The organism is Segatella copri, assembly GCF_949820605.1.
In the GTDB taxonomy this organism is placed as follows: domain Bacteria; phylum Bacteroidota; class Bacteroidia; order Bacteroidales; family Bacteroidaceae; genus Prevotella.
The window spans coordinates 690088-707133 of record NZ_CATKVU010000006.1; the positions used below are offsets into that span (position 1 = coordinate 690088).

9 protein-coding genes and 2 pseudogenes are annotated in these 17046 nt (G+C 46.6%); 9 read left to right on the plus strand and 2 right to left on the minus strand.

What is annotated here, in order from left to right:
* The first annotated feature begins 432 nt into the window (after positions 1-432).
* A pseudogene (locus RCO84_RS03855) lies at positions 433-2036 on the plus strand (S9 family peptidase).
* Between the two features lie 93 nt (positions 2037-2129).
* On the opposite strand, the gene RCO84_RS03860 reads toward RCO84_RS03855, so the two are convergent.
* Positions 2130-3701, minus strand: a complete 1572-nt coding sequence (locus tag RCO84_RS03860; RefSeq protein ID WP_117692278.1) for an Rne/Rng family ribonuclease — start codon at positions 3699-3701, stop codon at positions 2130-2132.
* A 280-nt stretch (positions 3702-3981) separates the two neighbouring features.
* Positions 3982-4278: pseudogene (locus RCO84_RS03865) on the minus strand (HU family DNA-binding protein); the annotation flags it as partial.
* Positions 4279-4433: 155 nt separating this feature from the next.
* Here RCO84_RS03865 and RCO84_RS03870 point away from each other — a divergent pair.
* From RCO84_RS03870 to carB, 8 genes are all read left to right on the plus strand, one after another.
* Positions 4434-5258, plus strand: coding sequence for a TPM domain-containing protein (locus RCO84_RS03870; RefSeq protein WP_317583983.1), 825 nt, complete (start codon positions 4434-4436; stop codon positions 5256-5258).
* Between the two features lie 53 nt (positions 5259-5311).
* The gene (locus RCO84_RS03875) at positions 5312-5935 is read left to right on the plus strand and encodes a LemA family protein (protein WP_287548653.1); all 624 of its coding nucleotides are present in this window, start codon (positions 5312-5314) and stop codon (positions 5933-5935) included.
* A gap of 258 nt (positions 5936-6193) precedes the next feature.
* Positions 6194-7648 carry a pyruvate kinase gene (pyk, locus tag RCO84_RS03880; protein ID WP_144151715.1) on the plus strand — a complete coding sequence of 485 codons (1455 nt, stop codon included), beginning with the start codon at positions 6194-6196 and terminating at the stop codon, positions 7646-7648.
* Between the two features lie 118 nt (positions 7649-7766).
* Positions 7767-8567: a polysaccharide biosynthesis/export family protein gene (locus RCO84_RS03885; RefSeq protein ID WP_144151712.1), complete on the plus strand. Its 801-nt coding sequence runs from the start codon at positions 7767-7769 to the stop codon at positions 8565-8567.
* 48 nt (positions 8568-8615) lie between these two features.
* On the plus strand, positions 8616-10520 hold the full coding sequence (glmS, locus tag RCO84_RS03890) for a glutamine--fructose-6-phosphate transaminase (isomerizing) (protein ID WP_264900437.1): 1905 nt from the start codon (positions 8616-8618) through the stop codon (positions 10518-10520).
* Positions 10521-10640: 120 nt separating this feature from the next.
* Positions 10641-12524 carry an amidophosphoribosyltransferase gene (locus tag RCO84_RS03895; protein WP_144151706.1) on the plus strand — a complete coding sequence of 628 codons (1884 nt, stop codon included), beginning with the start codon at positions 10641-10643 and terminating at the stop codon, positions 12522-12524.
* 75 nt (positions 12525-12599) lie between these two features.
* Complete coding sequence (carA, locus tag RCO84_RS03900; protein ID WP_317583985.1) at positions 12600-13676, plus strand: glutamine-hydrolyzing carbamoyl-phosphate synthase small subunit; 1077 nt, start codon at positions 12600-12602, stop codon at positions 13674-13676.
* A 61-nt stretch (positions 13677-13737) separates the two neighbouring features.
* The gene (carB, locus tag RCO84_RS03905; protein WP_317583987.1) at positions 13738-16971 is read left to right on the plus strand and encodes a carbamoyl-phosphate synthase (glutamine-hydrolyzing) large subunit; all 3234 of its coding nucleotides are present in this window, start codon (positions 13738-13740) and stop codon (positions 16969-16971) included.
* Positions 16972-17046: the final 75 nt, after the last annotated feature.

The following is a 17046-nucleotide window of genomic DNA, read 5'->3' on the forward strand; positions in this document are numbered from 1 at the left end:
GCAAACGCTCAGAAAAGGGCGTTTACCATCGAAGATTTGTACAGGGTGAAGGGCGTATCTTCAGTAAGCCTTTCGCCTGATGGTAAGACGGTTTGCTATACCGCCAGTTCTTCTGACCTGAAGAACCAGAAGTCTGGCTCCGACATCTATATCATGAATGCGGATGGCTCTCACGCCAAGGCTCTTACCGAGGATGGAAAGAGCTGTTCTGCCGTATGGAGCAAGGATGGAAAGAGTATCTTCTTTACTAATTATGAGAAAGGGACGGCTCAGATCTTTCGCATGGATCTGACTACCTGCGAGACGGAACAGGTAACTGATTATGAGTTGGGTATCGGTAGTCCTGTCATCTCTCCGGATGAGCGATACATTGCCTTTACCGCAGAAGTATATCCCGACCTGGGGGCTGATGCCAAGGCTAACAAGGCCCGGATGGAGAAAAAAGAGCAGGGACCTGTACAGGCGCATATTGCCGACAAGTTGCTCTACCGTCATTGGACGAGCTATAATGATGGCAGATGCAATCACCTTATCCTTTTCGATACACAGACGAAGACTTACAAGGATCTGACTCCGGGCAATTATTCGCTTATATTCGTGGTTGGGGGTGGAATCACCTATCAATTCTCTCCTGACAGCAAGGAGATCTGTTTCGTATCCAATCATGATGAGCATCAGGAGGCTAGCACCAATGCCGACCTGTGGACGGTATCTGTGAATGGGGGAGAACCGGTCTGCATCACGAAGGAGAACAAGGCTTGGGATGGTACTCCAGCCTATTCGCCTGACGGCAAGTATATCGCTTACCGCTTGCAGCAAGTACCTGGTTATGAGTCTGATCGCTTCCGTCTTGCTATCTACGACCGGGCTGCAAAGAAGTCTACCATCCTGACAGAGAAGTTTGACAACTGGGTAGATGATTACAAATGGGCTCCCGACAGCAAGAGTATCTTCTTCCTCGGTCAGGTACAGGGCGCTGAGCCGCTCTACAAGCTCGATATAGCCAGAAAAACCATCTTGCCGGTATTGACGGGCAAGGCCATCTCGGAGTTTGATTTCGATAATAAGGGTATGGTATATTATACCTATAGTACGACTGGTAAGCCATCGGCCCTCTATCGCCAGCAGATGAAAAAGTGGAATGGAACTCCTGTAGCAAGCGGCAAGGAACAGCAGATAACCTTCCTCAACCAGCAGTTGGAGGATGAAGTGGATATCCGTCCATCTGAGAGCATCTGGGTAGAGGGTGCTGGTGGTGACAAGGTACAGGTATTCATCGTGAAGCCACACAACTTTGATGCCAGCAAGAAATATCCGCTTATCATCAATGTGCATGGCGGACCACAGATGCAGTGGATGAATTCCTTCCGTGGCGACTGGCAGGTTTATCCTGCTGCCGGTTATGTGGTGGCTTATCCTAATCCTCACGGTTCTACGGGATATGGTCAGGCTTTCACCCGTGCCATCTCTGGCGACTGGGGCGGAAAGGTATTCGAGGATGTAATGAAGGTTACCGATAAGTTGGCAACCCTGGAATATGTTGATTCTACCAGGACGGGGCGATGGGATGGTCGTATGGCGGTTACATGATGAACTGGCTGCAGGGACATACCAAGCGATTCAAGTGTCTGGCTTCCATGATGGGCGTATATGACTTGCGCTCTATGTGGGGCAGTACTGAGGAAGTATGGTTTCCTAACTTTGAGTTAGAGGGACAGCCTTATAATTCCGATCTCTACAAGAAGTGGTCACCATCCTCATACATCAAGAACTTCTCAACACCAACCCTCGTGATGACGGGCGAGCTGGACTATCGTGTACCGTATACCCAGAGTTTGCAGTATTTCACAGCCTTGCAGACCCTGAACATTCCTTCGCGACTGATAGTCTTGAAGTATGATGGTCACTGGCCAAGCAACCTGAAGTCGATGCCGCTCTATTACAATGCGCACCTCGACTGGTTCCATCGTTATCTTGGCGGTGCTCCTGCACCTTGGGACACAGAGAAAATGGTGAATAATGAGATAGATTACTAAGATGCCCTATATATAATAAGGTGTAGAAAAACAAAATAAAAAAGCTCCATTCGCAAACTGATACGAATGGAGCTTTTTTCTGATAATTAAAACTTACTTTGTTTCCTGTTCTTCCTGCATGTCCAGATACTGGTTGTCCTTGTCGTAGAATTCGTACTGGAGGAATGCCAGTTTCTGTGAAGGAATCACATTGAAGCCGAAACCATACTTAAACTGCCATCTGCGCTTCAGGGAAATGAAGCCCTTGTTGATGAAGGCAGCCACGTAAGGATTCACATACAAAGTGAATTTCTTGACGCCGATCTTGTTGACTAGGCGGTCGATTTTTCTTTCCAACTGGTCGGTGAAGAGGATGCTAGACTTGATCTTGCCCGTACCGAAACAGGTAGGGCAGGTTTCATCTACATTCACATCCATAGCCGGACGTACACGCTGGCGTGTAATCTGCATCAGTCCGAACTTGCTCAATGGCAGGATGTTGTGCTTGGCACGGTCCTTCTGCATGTTCTTGCACATGCGTTCATAGAGCAACTGTCGGTCTTCGGCAAGGTTCATGTCGATGAAGTCGACAACAATGATGCCTCCCATATCTCGGAGGCGCAATTGTCTAGCCAACTCATCAGCAGCGCCGAGGTTAACGTCCAGTGCATTTGCTTCCTGACCTTTCTCACGAGTTCTGTTACCACTGTTTACATCGACAACATGCAAGGCCTCGGTGTGCTCGATGATAAGATAAGCACCATGCTTGTAGTTAACAACACGACCAAAGCCAGCTTTAATCTGCTTGGTAATGCTGAAATTGTCGAAGATAGGCACCTTACCGGTGTAGAGCTTAACTATGCCCGCCTTTTCAGGGGCTATTAGAGAAACATAGTTCTTCACCTCGTTCATCACATCTTCGTTGTTCACGTAGATGTTCTCGTAAGATGGGTTAAACAAGTCACGCAAGAGAGCAACGGCTCTTCCGGTCTCCTCGAATGCAAGTTGCGGGCGCTGCTGGGTCTTCTGTACCTTGGCGATAGCATCCTCCCATCGCTTCACCAGGACTTTCAGTTCAGCATCGAGCTCAGCGACCTTCTTACCCTCAGCCACAGTGCGGACGATAACGCCGCAATTCTTTGGTTTGATGCTGTGAATGAGTTGTTTGAGTCGGGAGCGTTCTTCACCGCTTTTAATTTTCGACGAGACAGAAACTTTATCACCGAATGGCATGAGTACCAGGTATCGGCCCGCGAATGAGATTTCGCCTGTGAGTCGAGGTCCCTTGGTAGAGATTGGTTCCTTTACGATTTGTACCAGCACTTCCTGTCCTGCTTTGAGTACATTCTGTATGCTGCCGTCTTTTTCCAATTCAGGCATTTTGCTGGCTTTAGAGAATGGGAAAAGTTTCTTTCTGTCGCTCTGTACTTGTTTAAGGTACTTCTGGTAGGAATTAAAATGACTTCCTAGGTCAAGATAATGAAGAAAGGCGTCGCGTTCATAACCTACATCCACGAAGCAGGCGTTAAGACCCGGCATCAGTTTTTTTACCTTTGCGATGTAGATGTTGCCCACAGAGAATGATGCCTCACGAGGTTCGTTCTGGTATTCCACCAGCTGCTTGTCCTCCATGAGTGCGATAGAGATGTCTTTCTGTTGGACATCAATTACAACTTCGCTTGTCATATCTTCAATAATCTTTTAACTTTAAATTAATACAAAAAAAGGGTATGTCATTCCATATCAGAACTGACACACCCCCTCAGTCACGAACTGACCGAGAGCTATAGTAGACTAGCTACACTGCTAGCTTACTTGCTCTTATGTCTGTTCTTACGTAATCTCTTTTTACGCTTGTGAGTAGCCATCTTGTGGCCCTTCTTTTTCTTTCCGTTTGGCATGATTTTAAAATTTTAAAATATTGTTATTATAAAAAATGATATTTCTCTCTTCCTGTCCAGCAGTATTACTGAGCGTTCTGCATCTCCTCAATGAAGCTCTTTGATGGCTTGAAGCTTGGCAAGTCGTGAGCTGGAATCGTGATGGTTGTATTCTTAGAGATGTTACGGGCAGTCTTAGCAGCACGATGCTTGATGTTGAAGCTGCCGAAGCCACGCAAGTATACATTGTCCTTCTTTTCGATGAGGCACTTCTTAACCTCTTCCATAAAAGCCTCTACTACAGTACCTACTTCTTTCTTAGGCATACCAGTAGCGATAGCTACCTCATTAATGATATCTGCTTTGGTCATTTCTTTATTTTTTACTAATTTTACTTGTTAATCTTTATTTCGGTGTGCAAAGATACAAGTTTTTTATGATATAACAAAATACTTAAGGCTTTTTTTGCAAAAATAATGCTCTAAGTATTTGCATATAAGGTTTTTATTGCGTATTTTTGCACCAAAATAGAGAAATTATGAGATTTAAGAGATATTTTTTTGCTTTGATGATGGTTGCCTTTCATGCATTGGCGTTGACGGCTGGGGAGGTCTGGACGGCGAAAAATGTACCGATTCCTTTCCTCAGGGATTCTACGCAATATGTTTCCGACCCGGATGGATATGTTGATAAGGCTCAGAAGGATTCTGCCAATTTCTATCTTCAGAAACTGAAGTTGGAGTGTGGCGTACAGAATGTGCTCATCATTGTGGGAAAGGTTGACAACCAGGATGCCTTCCGAATGGCACAGGATGTGGGCAATCAATATGGTATCGGTTACAAGAAGAGCCGGAGAGGACTGGTTATCGTCATTGCGGTGGAGGATCATAAATACTTTATTGCTCCAGGAAGTGGACTGGAGGGTGAGTTGACTGATGTGGACTGTGATGATATTGCCCGAGCTTGCATCGTGAAGTATATGCGCGAAGACAATCCGGGCGAGGCAGTAGCATCTGTGAGCCGTGCTATATATAATAAGGTGAAAAGTGGACGGACGGGAATTGCGAATGTTGATGAAGGTTCGGTTAATGACGAAGAGGACTGGTTCCTGGTCATTATCCTGTTCCTTATCTTCTTCGGTATTCCTATCTATCTGTTTATCCGGTATATTCTGGAGATGCTCGGTATTGTGAAGCCAAGATCGAAGAGCAATCAGCGAAACCAGTCTCGTAGGAGAAACAATGACGATGACTGGATACCTCCTTTCTTTATGGGAGGTGGCGGTTCTTCCGGTGGCGGTTTCTCGGGCGGTTCTTTTGGCGGAGGTACCTTTAGCGGAGGCGGCTCTGGCGGAGGATGGTGATGACTGATTATAGTTAATAGTTTATAGTAAATAATTAATTAATAATAATGACAATGGAACAGACAATGAATTCAAACATGCAACCGGCAAAGAGAGGTATAAAGAAAAGTTGGATTATCCTGGGCATCATAGTTGTGCTGGTACTATGGATGTTCAGTGGTTATAACGGATTGATAGAGAAACAGGAGTTGGCTACCACAGAGTTGGCTAATGTTCAGACTCAGTATCAGCGTCGTGCAGACATGATGCCACAGTTGGCAAAGATAGTAAAGGCTTATGCCAAGCATGAGAAAGAAACCTTTGCCGAGGTAACCAAGGCTCGTGCTGCTGTTGGTCAGGTAAAGCTGGATGCCAACAATCTTACTGAGGCTAGCCTGAAGAAGTATGCTGCTGCACAGGGTGAGTTGGCGAATGCATTCTCCAAACTGATGGTAGTAGCCGAGAAATATCCTGAGTTGAAAGCCAGCGAGAACTTCAAGGCTCTTCAGGTTCAGGAAGAGGGTACGGAAAACCGCATCAGCGAGGCACGTCGCAAATATAACGAAGCCGTCCAGAACTATAACCAGACGGTTAGGAAAATGCCTAGTGCCCTTATCGCTGGCCTCTTCAATTTCAATGTGATGCCTAAGTTTGAGGCAGCAGCAGGTGCTGAGAAGGCGCCAGATTTGGATATCTAATTTAGAATTGATCATTAAGAATCCTGTTTTTCTACGGAATTAATAAGTTTGTCATCTAGCCAATGGGAACGAGAAGTGTTTCGTTGGCTAGATTTTTTGTTTCATGCTCTTTCAAATTGAAAGTAACTCAATATTTTATATATATTTTGTATTTCAGATGTTTTTTATTTCAGAAATTCTTTGTATCTTTGCACGCAATTTAAGAATTATGGTAGAAATACCGCAAACATTGAAATTTCAATAAGGTAAATTACAAATATGAAACAAACAAAGATTGTCGCTTCCATCAGTGATCGTAAATGTGATCAGGATTTTATCCGAAAACTGTTTTTCGCCGGTATGAACGTTGTTCGTATGAATACTGCTCATGCCACAGAAGAGGGTATACGCACCATCGTAAAGAATGTAAGAGCCGTGTCTCCACATATTGGTATTATGATTGATACTAAAGGTCCTGAGGTGCGAACTACAGGTGTGAAGGAACCTATCCACTACAATGTTGGTGATGTAGTGAAAATCTTTGGACGTCCGGAAATGGAGTCTTCTCATGATATTGTGAATGTGAGCTATCCTGACATCGCAGCCGATGTTAAGGTAGGTGATGATTTGCTCTTCGATGATGGTGAACTCGATATGAAGATTATCGACAGCCAGGGTCCTATGCTGGTTGCCGAGGTTCAGAACGAGGGAGTGCTCGGGGCTCACAAGAGCGTGAATGTGCCGGGAGAGCATATCGACCTGCCTGCACTGACAGAGAAAGACCGCCGGAATATTGAACTTGCTATCGAGTTGGATATTGATTTCATCGCTCACTCTTTTGTGCGCAATGCAGCCGATGTGAAGGCCGTTCAGAATATCTTGGACGCTCACAACAGTGATATCAAGATTATCTCTAAGATTGAAAATCAGGAAGGTGTAGATAATATTGACGAGATTATTGATGCCTGCTATGGTATCATGATTGCCCGTGGTGACCTGGGTATCGAGGTGCCAATCGAGAGAATTCCTGGCATCCAGCGCCGCATCATCTCTAAGTGTGTGAAGGCGCAGAAACCGGTAATCGTAGCAACACAGATGTTGCATACCATGATTAAAAATCCACGTCCTACCCGTGCTGAGGTAACCGATATTGCCAATGCTATCTTCTATCGAACCGATGCGCTGATGCTTTCTGGTGAAACAGCAAGCGGAAAGTATCCTGTAGAAGCAGTGCAGACCATGGCACGTATTGCTGAGCAGGCAGAGAAGGATAAGTCTCCACTGAATGATATTGATCCAATGGAAGGGGGCAAGATTGACCAGAAACTCTTCCTGGCTCATGCTGCCATTGAGGCTACAAAGAAGTTGGGTGTTGCCGGTATCATCACTGATGGTGAAACCGGTCAGACTGCACGCGACCTGGCAGCCTTCCGTGGTCCTAGTCCGGTCTTGGCTATCTGCTACAAGGAGAAACTTCAGCGCTGGTTGAATCTGAGCTATGGTATTATTCCAATCCATCAGAAGGATCAGGTTTCTACCAAAGCTATGTTTACTGCTGCGGTACGTATGCTTCGCCAGAAAGGCTACTTAGGTGAGGAGGATAAGATTGCTTATCTGAGCGGTAGCTTTGGAGAGGGTGGAGGTACTACCTTCGTAGAAATTAATAAGGTGAAGAAGATTTTCGATAACAGTTATAGCTTTAATTTGCCATCAAATGGCATCGAAGATAAGTAAAAAAGGCTATTATTTCAAAAAAAAATAGACGTAAATAGAATTATTGGTGCAAAAATTTGCAGTATTCAAAAAAATACCGTAATTTTGCACCAATATTTTAAAACGAAAATTTTAGAAAATGAAAAAACTCGTTAGTTCAGTTTTAGTCGCTTTGACTATACTCTTAGTACTTGGCAGTTGTGGAAGTACTAAGAATGTAGCTTATTTCCAAAATGCAGATTCTATCAGCTTGGCTGCTTCAAGAATGCTTTATGAAGCCAAGATTATGCCTAAGGACGAACTTACAATTACAGTAATTACAACAGATCCAAAGGCTGCCATGCCTTTCAACCTCTCTGTCTCTCAAACATTGGGTACAAGCGGACAGCTGAGTTATGGTAGTGGTTCCCTGCAAGGATATCTGGTTGATAATGATGGTAATATTGAGTTTCCTGTTGTTGGTACCTTGCATGTCGGTGGTTTGACCAAGAAACAGGCTGAAGATCTCATCAAGAATAAGGTGAAGCCTTATCTGGCAGAAAAAGAAAATCCAATTGTTACGGTTCGCATGGGCAGTTACCATGTATCTGTATTAGGTGAAGTCGAAAAGCCAGGAATTATTTATGCTCCACAGGAGAAGATGAGTATTCTTGAAGCTTTGGCACAGTGTGGCGACTTAACCATCTATGGTAAGCGTGACAATGTATTATTGATTCGTCAGGATGCAGCAGGAGAGAAGCATACTTATCGTATGAACTTGAATGATGCAAATATTATTAATTCACCATTCTATTATCTGCAGCAGAATGATATTATCTATGTAGAACCAAATAAGGTGAAAGCTCAAAACTCATCTATCGGTTCATCTACTACATTGTGGTTCTCTGCCGTTGGTACATTGATTTCTATCGCATCATTGATTGTCAATATCTTGCGATAGCAGGTAATAGAAGAGAGTAAAATAAGAATACTACAAAAATAATAATATATGTGTGGCATTGTAGGATATTTAGGTAAGGGTGAGGCTTATCCTGCCCTTATCAAAGGTTTAAAGCGTTTGGAATATCGTGGATACGATAGTGCAGGCGTTGCTCTTATCAGTAATGATGGTGCTTTGAACGTTTACAAAGCAAAGGGTAAGGTGGCAGATCTTGAAGCGTTCTGCTCTGATAAGGATATTTCGGGACATGTGGGTATTGCTCATACTCGTTGGGCTACCCATGGAGAGCCTTCAGCTGTAAATGCTCACCCGCATTATTCCTCTAGCAAGAACCTTGCCATGATTCATAATGGAATCATAGAAAACTATGCCGGTATCAAGAAGAATCTCATTGCTAAGGGAGTAGAGTTTAAGAGCGAGACGGATACTGAGGTTCTCGTTCAGCTGATTGAATATATTCAGATAAAGAAAAATCTCGACTTGCTGACTGCCGTTCAGGTGGCTCTCCGTCAGGTAATCGGAGCCTACGCTATCGCTATTCTTGATAAGCGTAGCCCTAATCAGATCATTGCTGCCCGTAAGCAGAGTCCGTTGGTTGTAGGTATCGGAAAGGATGGTGAGTTTTATCTCGGTTCTGATGCCAGTCCTATCATCGAATATACAGATAAGGTGGTTTATCTGGAGGATGGTAACATCGCTGTGATGCGCCTCGGTGAGGAATTGCAGGTGGTGAACATCCAGAACGTTAAACTCAACCCTGAGGTACAGACCGTAGACATTGATCTCGGTCAGATAGAGAAGGGCGGTTTCCCTCACTTTATGTTGAAGGAAATTTTTGAGCAGCCAGAGTGCCTTCGTAACTGTATGCGTGGCCGTGTAGTTAGCCGCACAGTGGAAACTCGCGTAATGACTGATGGCGACGATACAACCAGTAAGAAGGAGACTGAGATGGGTGTCGTGCTCAGCTCCATTACCGACCATCGCCAGCAGCTTCTCAATGCCAAGCGAATCATTATCGTGGCTTGTGGTACATCATGGCATGCCGGACTTATCGGCAAGCAGATGATAGAGAACTATTGCCGCATCCCTGTGGAAGTGGAATATGCATCTGAATTCCGTTACCGTAATCCTGTGGTAACGAAGGATGATGTGGTCATCGCCATTTCCCAAAGTGGTGAAACTGCTGATACCCTGGCAGCCATCAAACTTGCCAAGGAGAGTGGTGCGTTTATCTATGGTATCTGTAACTCGATAGGTTCTTCCATTGCCCGAGAAACAGATACAGGTACCTATATTCACGTAGGTCCTGAGATCGGTGTAGCCTCTACCAAGGCGTTCACCGGTCAGGTTACCGTTCTTATCCTTCTGGCGCTTGCTATCGGAAAGGAGAAAGGAACCATCAGCGAGAGCGAATATCAGAAGATTACAGAACAGCTTTGGAACATTCCTGCCAAGATGAAGGAAGTATTGAAGCTCAACAATAAGATAGCTGACTTGAGCCGTACCTTTACGTACGCTCGCAATTTCATCTATCTGGGCCGTGGATTCCAGTATCCAGTGGCTCTGGAAGGTGCATTGAAGTTGAAGGAGATTAGCTACATCCACGCTGAAGGTTATCCTGCAGCGGAAATGAAGCATGGACCTATTGCGTTGATTGACAGCGATATGCCAGTGGTTGTTATTGCTACCCACAATTTCATGTACGAGAAGGTCTTGTCTAATATACAGGAGATCAAAGCCCGTCAGGGGCGCGTTATAGCCATTGTCAGCAAGGGCGACGAAACCATCTCTAAGATTGCCGACGAAGTGATTGAACTCCCTGAGACCTTGGAGTGCCTGGAGCCATTATTGGCTACTATTCCTTTGCAGCTTTTGGCTTACCATGTAGCTGTATGTAAGGGCAAGGACGTTGACCAACCTAGAAACTTGGCCAAGTCTGTTACTGTAGAATAATATATAAAGGGATTCGTCATTTCTTGACGTTTCCCTTTTTTTGGAGGGGTATCCCTCGGATAGGTATATTCAAATTTAACTAATTAAGATTTAACTAATTAAGATAAGGATAATAGAGAGATGGAACCATTGAAACATGAGTGTGGCGTAGCAATGATCAGATTGCTCAAGCCACTGGAGTATTACCAGCAGAAGTATGGTACTTGGATGTACGCACTCAACAAACTCTATCTGATGATGGAGAAGCAGCACAACCGTGGCCAGGAGGGTGCTGGTATGGCTTGTGTCAAACTGGGCGGTAAGCCTGGTCATGAGTATATGTTCCGTGAGCGTGCAGAGGGCAAGAATGCCGTGACCGAAATCTTCGGCAAGGCGAATGCCAACTTCAAGAGCCTGACTCCCGAGCAGCTTGCTGATGCAAAGTTCGCTAAAGAGGAACTGCCTTTTGCAGGCGAACTTTATATGGGACACCTGCGCTACAGTACCACCGGAAAGAGTGGCATTCAGTATGTGCACCCATTCCTGCGACGTAACAACTGGAAGGCGAAGAACCTCTGCCTTTGTGGTAACTTCAACATGACCAACGTAGATGAAATCTTCGAGGAACTTACCAAGCAGGGCCAGAGTCCTCGCATCTACAGCGACACCTACATCATGCTTGAACTGATGGGCCACCGTCTGGACAGAGAGGTGGAGCGCAACTTCGTAGCTGCAAAGGCGATGGAGATGCAGAATACCGATATCACCAACTATATAGAAGACCACGTGAAGATGAGCAATGTACTCAAGACCACGATGAAGAACTTTGATGGCGGTTATGTGGTTTGCGGTATCACCGGTTCGGGCGAGATGTTCTCTATGCGCGACCCTTGGGGCATCCGTCCTGCGTTCTATTACAAGAACGATGAAATCGTGGTAGTAGCCAGCGAGCGCCCTGTACTCCAGACCACCTTCGACCTGGAGGCAGAGGAAGTGCAGGAACTGATGCCGGGCATGGCGCTTCTCGTGAAGAAGAACGGAGAGTGCAGCATCGAGCGCATCATGGAGCAGAAGGGTGATTCTGCCTGCTCATTCGAGCGCATCTACTTCAGTCGTGGTTCCGACAAGGATATCTATCAGGAGCGTAAGCAGTTGGGCGAGCAGTTGACCCAGCCTATCCTGAAGGCTGTGGATTACGATGTAGACCACACCGTGTTCAGCTATATCCCGAACACTGCTGAGGTGGCTTACTATGGCATGTTGAGCGGTTTCAAGAAGTATCTTAATGAGACCAAGATTGAGCAGATTGCCAACCTCGACCATGTTCCATCAAAAGAAGAATTATACGAAATCCTCGGCGACTTCGTCCGCTCAGAAAAGATAGCATGGAAGGATATCAAACTCCGTACCTTCATCACCGAGGGCAACAGTCGTAACGACCTGGCGAGCCACGTGTATGATGTAACCTACGGAAGCATCGAGCCGAATGTGGATAATCTTGTCATTATCGATGATAGTATCGTGCGTGGTACTACCCTGAAGGAGAGTATTCTCCGCATCCTCGACCGTCTGCATCCTAAGAAGATTGTAGTGGTTTCCAGTGCCCCTCAGATCCGATATCCGGATTACTACGGCATCGATATGGCAAGACTGGAAGAGTTCTGCGTGTTCCGTGCTGCCATCCAACTGCTGAAAGAGCGCAAGATGGAGGACCTCATCGAGCAGACCTACGAGGCATGCAAGGCAGAACTTGCCAAGCCGAAGGAGGAGCAAGTGAACCCGGTTCGTGCCATCTACAAGCCATTCACCATCGAGGAAATCAACGAAAAGATAGTAGAGATGCTCCGTCCGGAAGGCATGACCACTCCTATCCAGCTCGTGTTCCAAAGCATCGAGGGCTTGCGCGAGGCGATTCCAAACCACAAGGGCGACTGGTATTTCACCGGTCATTATCCAACCCCAGGAGGCACGAAACTCTGCAACCAGTCATTTGTGAACTATATCGAAAACGTTTATCATAAATAATTGAAGAGAGAAGAACGAAGAGTGAAGAATTCATTTGCTCTTATAAGTATGAAATAAAAGAATCAAATGTCAGATATGAAAAAAGTAACCTTAGTTTTGAGCGATGGAACCCAGTTCCATGGCAAATCTTTTGGATATGACGCTCCTGTAGCGGGTGAGGTTGTGTTCAACACAGCCATGATGGGATATCCGGAGAGTTTGACCGACCCTTCTTATGCCGGTCAGTTGATGACACTTACATTCCCTCTCGTGGGCAACTATGGTGTGCCACCATTTACTTTCGAGGAGAACGGTTTGCCAACCTTCATGGAGAGTGACAAGATTTATGCTTCTGCCATCATCGTGAATGATTACAGCGAGCAGTACAGCCACTGGAATGCTGTAGAGAGTCTTGCCGACTGGTTGAAGCGTGAAAAGGTGCCAGGAATCACAGGCATCGATACCCGTGAGTTGACTAAGGTGCTTCGTGAACATGGTGTGATGATGGGTAAGATTCTCTTTGATGATGAGCCTGACAACATTCCTGAGGCTAACTACGAGGGTGTAAACTTCGTTGACCAGGTGAGCTGCAAGAAAATTATCCGTTATAACGAGGGTGCCGGCAAGAAGGTGGTTCTCGTTGACTGCGGTGTGAAGGCAAACATCATCCGTTGTCTCATCAATAGAGGCGTTGAGGTTATCCGTGTGCCTTGGAATTACGATTACACCGATATGGACTTCGACGGATTGTTCCTGGCCAATGGTCCTGGTGACCCGGATATGTGCGAGGATGCAGTAAACATTATTCGCAAGCAGATTAGCCAGAGTCGCAAGCCTATCTGCGGTATCTGTATGGGTAACCAGTTGCTTTCCAAGGCAGCCGGTGCTACTATCTACAAGTTGAAGTATGGTCACCGTTCACACAACCAGCCAGTGCGCATGGTAGGAACCAACAATTGCTACATCACCTCTCAGAACCATGGTTATGCCGTTGATGCCAAGACATTGGGCAACGATTGGGAGGAGCTCTTTGTAAATATGAATGATGGCTCTAACGAGGGTATCCGCCACAAGGTGAACCCTTGGTTCTCAAGCCAGTTCCACCCAGAGGCTTGCTCAGGCCCTGTGGATACAGAGTTCATGTTTGATAAGTTTGTAGAAACACTCAAGTAAGTGAAGAGTGAAGAACGAAGAGTGAAGAATTCGAATGATTTTATTGTAATTTAGGAAAATAATGAAAGACGAAAATATAAAGAAGGTGCTCCTCTTAGGTTCTGGAGCCTTGAAGATCGGTGAAGCAGGTGAGTTCGACTACTCAGGTTCGCAGGCCCTGAAGGCATTGCGCGAGGAAGGTATCGAGACTGTGCTCATCAACCCGAATATCGCAACCGTACAGACATCAGAAGGTGTTGCCGACCAGATTTACTTCCTGCCAGTGCAGCCTTACTTCGTAGAGCGTGTCATCCAGAAGGAGAAGCCAGACGGTATCCTCCTCAGCTTCGGTGGTCAGACTGCCCTCAACTGTGGTGTAGAACTCTATCGCCAGGGCATCCTGGAGAAATATAATGTCAAGGTATTGGGTACTCCTGTTCAGGCTATCATGGATACTGAGGACCGTGAGCTCTTCGTAGAGAAGCTGGATGAAATCAACGTGAAGACTATCAAGAGCGAGGCTTGCGAGAACATCGAGCAGGCCCGCAAGGCTGCTGCCGAGCTCGGTTATCCTGTCATCATCCGTGCTGCTTACGCACTGGGTGGACTCGGTTCTGGTTTCGCAGACAACGAGGAGGAGCTGAACAAGCTCGCTGAGAAGGCCTTCTCATTCTCTCCACAGGTATTGGTGGAGAAGAGCTTGAAGGGCTGGAAGGAGATTGAGTATGAGGTAGTTCGCGACCGTTACGACAACTGTATCACAGTTTGTAACATGGAGAACTTCGACCCACTGGGAATCCATACTGGTGAGAGTATCGTCATTGCTCCATCTCAGACCCTGAGCAATGCTGAGTATCATAAGCTCCGTGCCCTCGCCATCAAGATTATCCGTCACATCGGAATCGTGGGTGAGTGTAACGTGCAGTATGCCTTCGACCCTAAGAGCGAGGACTATCGCGTAATTGAGGTGAATGCCCGCTTGAGCCGTTCATCTGCCTTGGCATCTAAGGCTACCGGTTATCCTCTTGCCTTCGTTGCAGCCAAGCTCGGTATGGGTTACGGTCTGTTCGAGTTGAAGAACTCTGTAACCAAGACCACATCAGCCTTCTTCGAGCCAGCATTGGACTACGTGGTATGTAAGATTCCTCGTTGGGACTTGTCTAAGTTCCGTGGTGTAGATAAGGAGTTGGGTTCATCTATGAAGTCAGTAGGTGAGGTAATGGCCATCGGCCGCAACTTCGAGGAGGCCATCCAGAAGGGTCTTCGTATGATTGGTCAGGGCATGCACGGTTTCGTAGAGAACAAGGAGCTTGAAATCGATGACATCGATGCAGCTTTGCGTGAGCCAACAGATAAGCGTGTGTTCGTGATTTCAAAGGCAATGCACAAGGGCTATACAGTAGATCAGATTCACGACTTGACCAAGATTGACAGGTGGTTCCTGGAGAAGTTGAAGCACATCATCGACATCGACGAGGCGATGAAGAAGTGCAACATCAATACTCTTGACCAGGATCTGCTCCGTACCGCTAAGGTTTACGGTTTTACCGACTTCCAGATAGCCCGTGCCGTGGGCTTGGAGCAGGAGTTGGGCAACATGCACAAGGCTGCCCTTCTGGTTCGCAACAAGCGCAAGAGCTATGGCATCCTGCCTGTAGTGAAGCAGATTGATACCCTGGCAGCAGAGTATCCTGCTCAGACCAACTACCTCTATGTAACCTACGCAGGCGTGAAGAGCGACATCACCTTCGAGAACGACCACCGTTCTATCATTGTACTCGGTTCAGGTGCTTACCGCATTGGTTCTTCCGTAGAGTTCGACTGGTGTGGCGTTCAGGCATTGAACACCATCCGCAAGGAAGGCTGGCGCTCAGTGATGATCAACTACAACCCAGAGACCGTATCTACCGACTACGATATGTGCGACCGTCTCTACTTCGACGAGTTGACCTTTGAGCGTGTGATGGATATCATCGAGATGGAGCAGCCTCATGGCGTTATCGTATCTACCGGTGGTCAGATTCCAAACAACCTGGCTATGCATCTGGATGCACAGAACGTGCCAATCCTGGGTACTGCTGCCAAGGACATCGATAACGCTGAGGACCGTGCCAAGTTCTCTCAGATGTTGACCAACAATGGTATCAACCAGCCAGAGTGGAGCGCCCTGACCTCTATGGAGGATATCGACAACTTCATCGAGCGTGTAGGTTTCCCTGTATTGGTTCGTCCTAGCTACGTGCTTTCTGGTGCTGCGATGAACGTATGTTCTAACGAGGATGAGCTGAAGCGATTCCTGCAGTTGGCTGCCAACGTGAGTGAGGATCACCCAGTGGTAGTAAGTAAGTTTATCGAACATGCCAAGGAGATTGAGATGGATGCTGTGGCAAAGAATGGCGAGGTGATAGCCTATGCGATTTCCGAGCACATCGAGTTTGCCGGTGTTCACTCAGGCGATGCTACCATCCAGTTCCCACCTCAGAAGTTGTATGTTGAGACGGTTCGTCGTGTGAAGCGAGTAGGTCGTCAGATTGCTAAGGAGTTGCACATCAATGGTCCGTTCAACATCCAGTTCATGGCTCGTGACAATGATATTCTCGTTATCGAGTGTAACCTTCGTGCCAGCCGTTCGTTCCCATTCGTAAGCAAGGTATTGAAGATCAACCTCATCGAGTTGGCTACCCGCGTGATGCTCGGTTTGCCGGTAGAGAAGCCGCACAAGAACCTCTTCGATCTCGACTATGTTGGTATCAAGGCATCTCAGTTCAGCTTCAACCGTTTGCAGAAGGCAGACCCTGTATTGGGCGTGGACATGAGCAGTACGGGTGAGGTAGGTTGCTTGGGCGACGATACATCTACCGCCCTCTTGAAGAGTATGCTTTCTGTGGGTCATCGTATTCCTGCCAAGAACATCCTGCTTTCTACAGGTTCTGCCAAGCAGAAGGTAGATTTGCTCGATGCAGCCCAGATGCTGGTTAAGCATGGCTACAAGCTGTATGCAACTGGTGGTAGTAGCAAGTTCCTCACCGAGAACGGCATTGAGAACACCCGTGTGCTCTGGCCATCAGAGGAGGCAGAAGGCGGTGCACCTAAGGCTTTGGAGATGCTCCACAACCACGAGATAGATATGGTAGTGAATATTCCGAAGAACTTGACCAGCAGCGAGTTGAGCAATGGTTACAAGATTCGCCGTGCCGCCATCGACCTGAACGTGCCATTGATTACCAACAGCCGTTTGGCGAGTGCATTCATCTATGCATTCTGCACCACCAAGCTCGAGGATATCGACATCAAGGCTTGGGGAGAGTATAAATAGCTCTTTATTTAAATAATTCTCGCCAAAAGAAGTCAACCGTTTTACAGCTGATCTTCTTATGGTGGTCAATGAAAA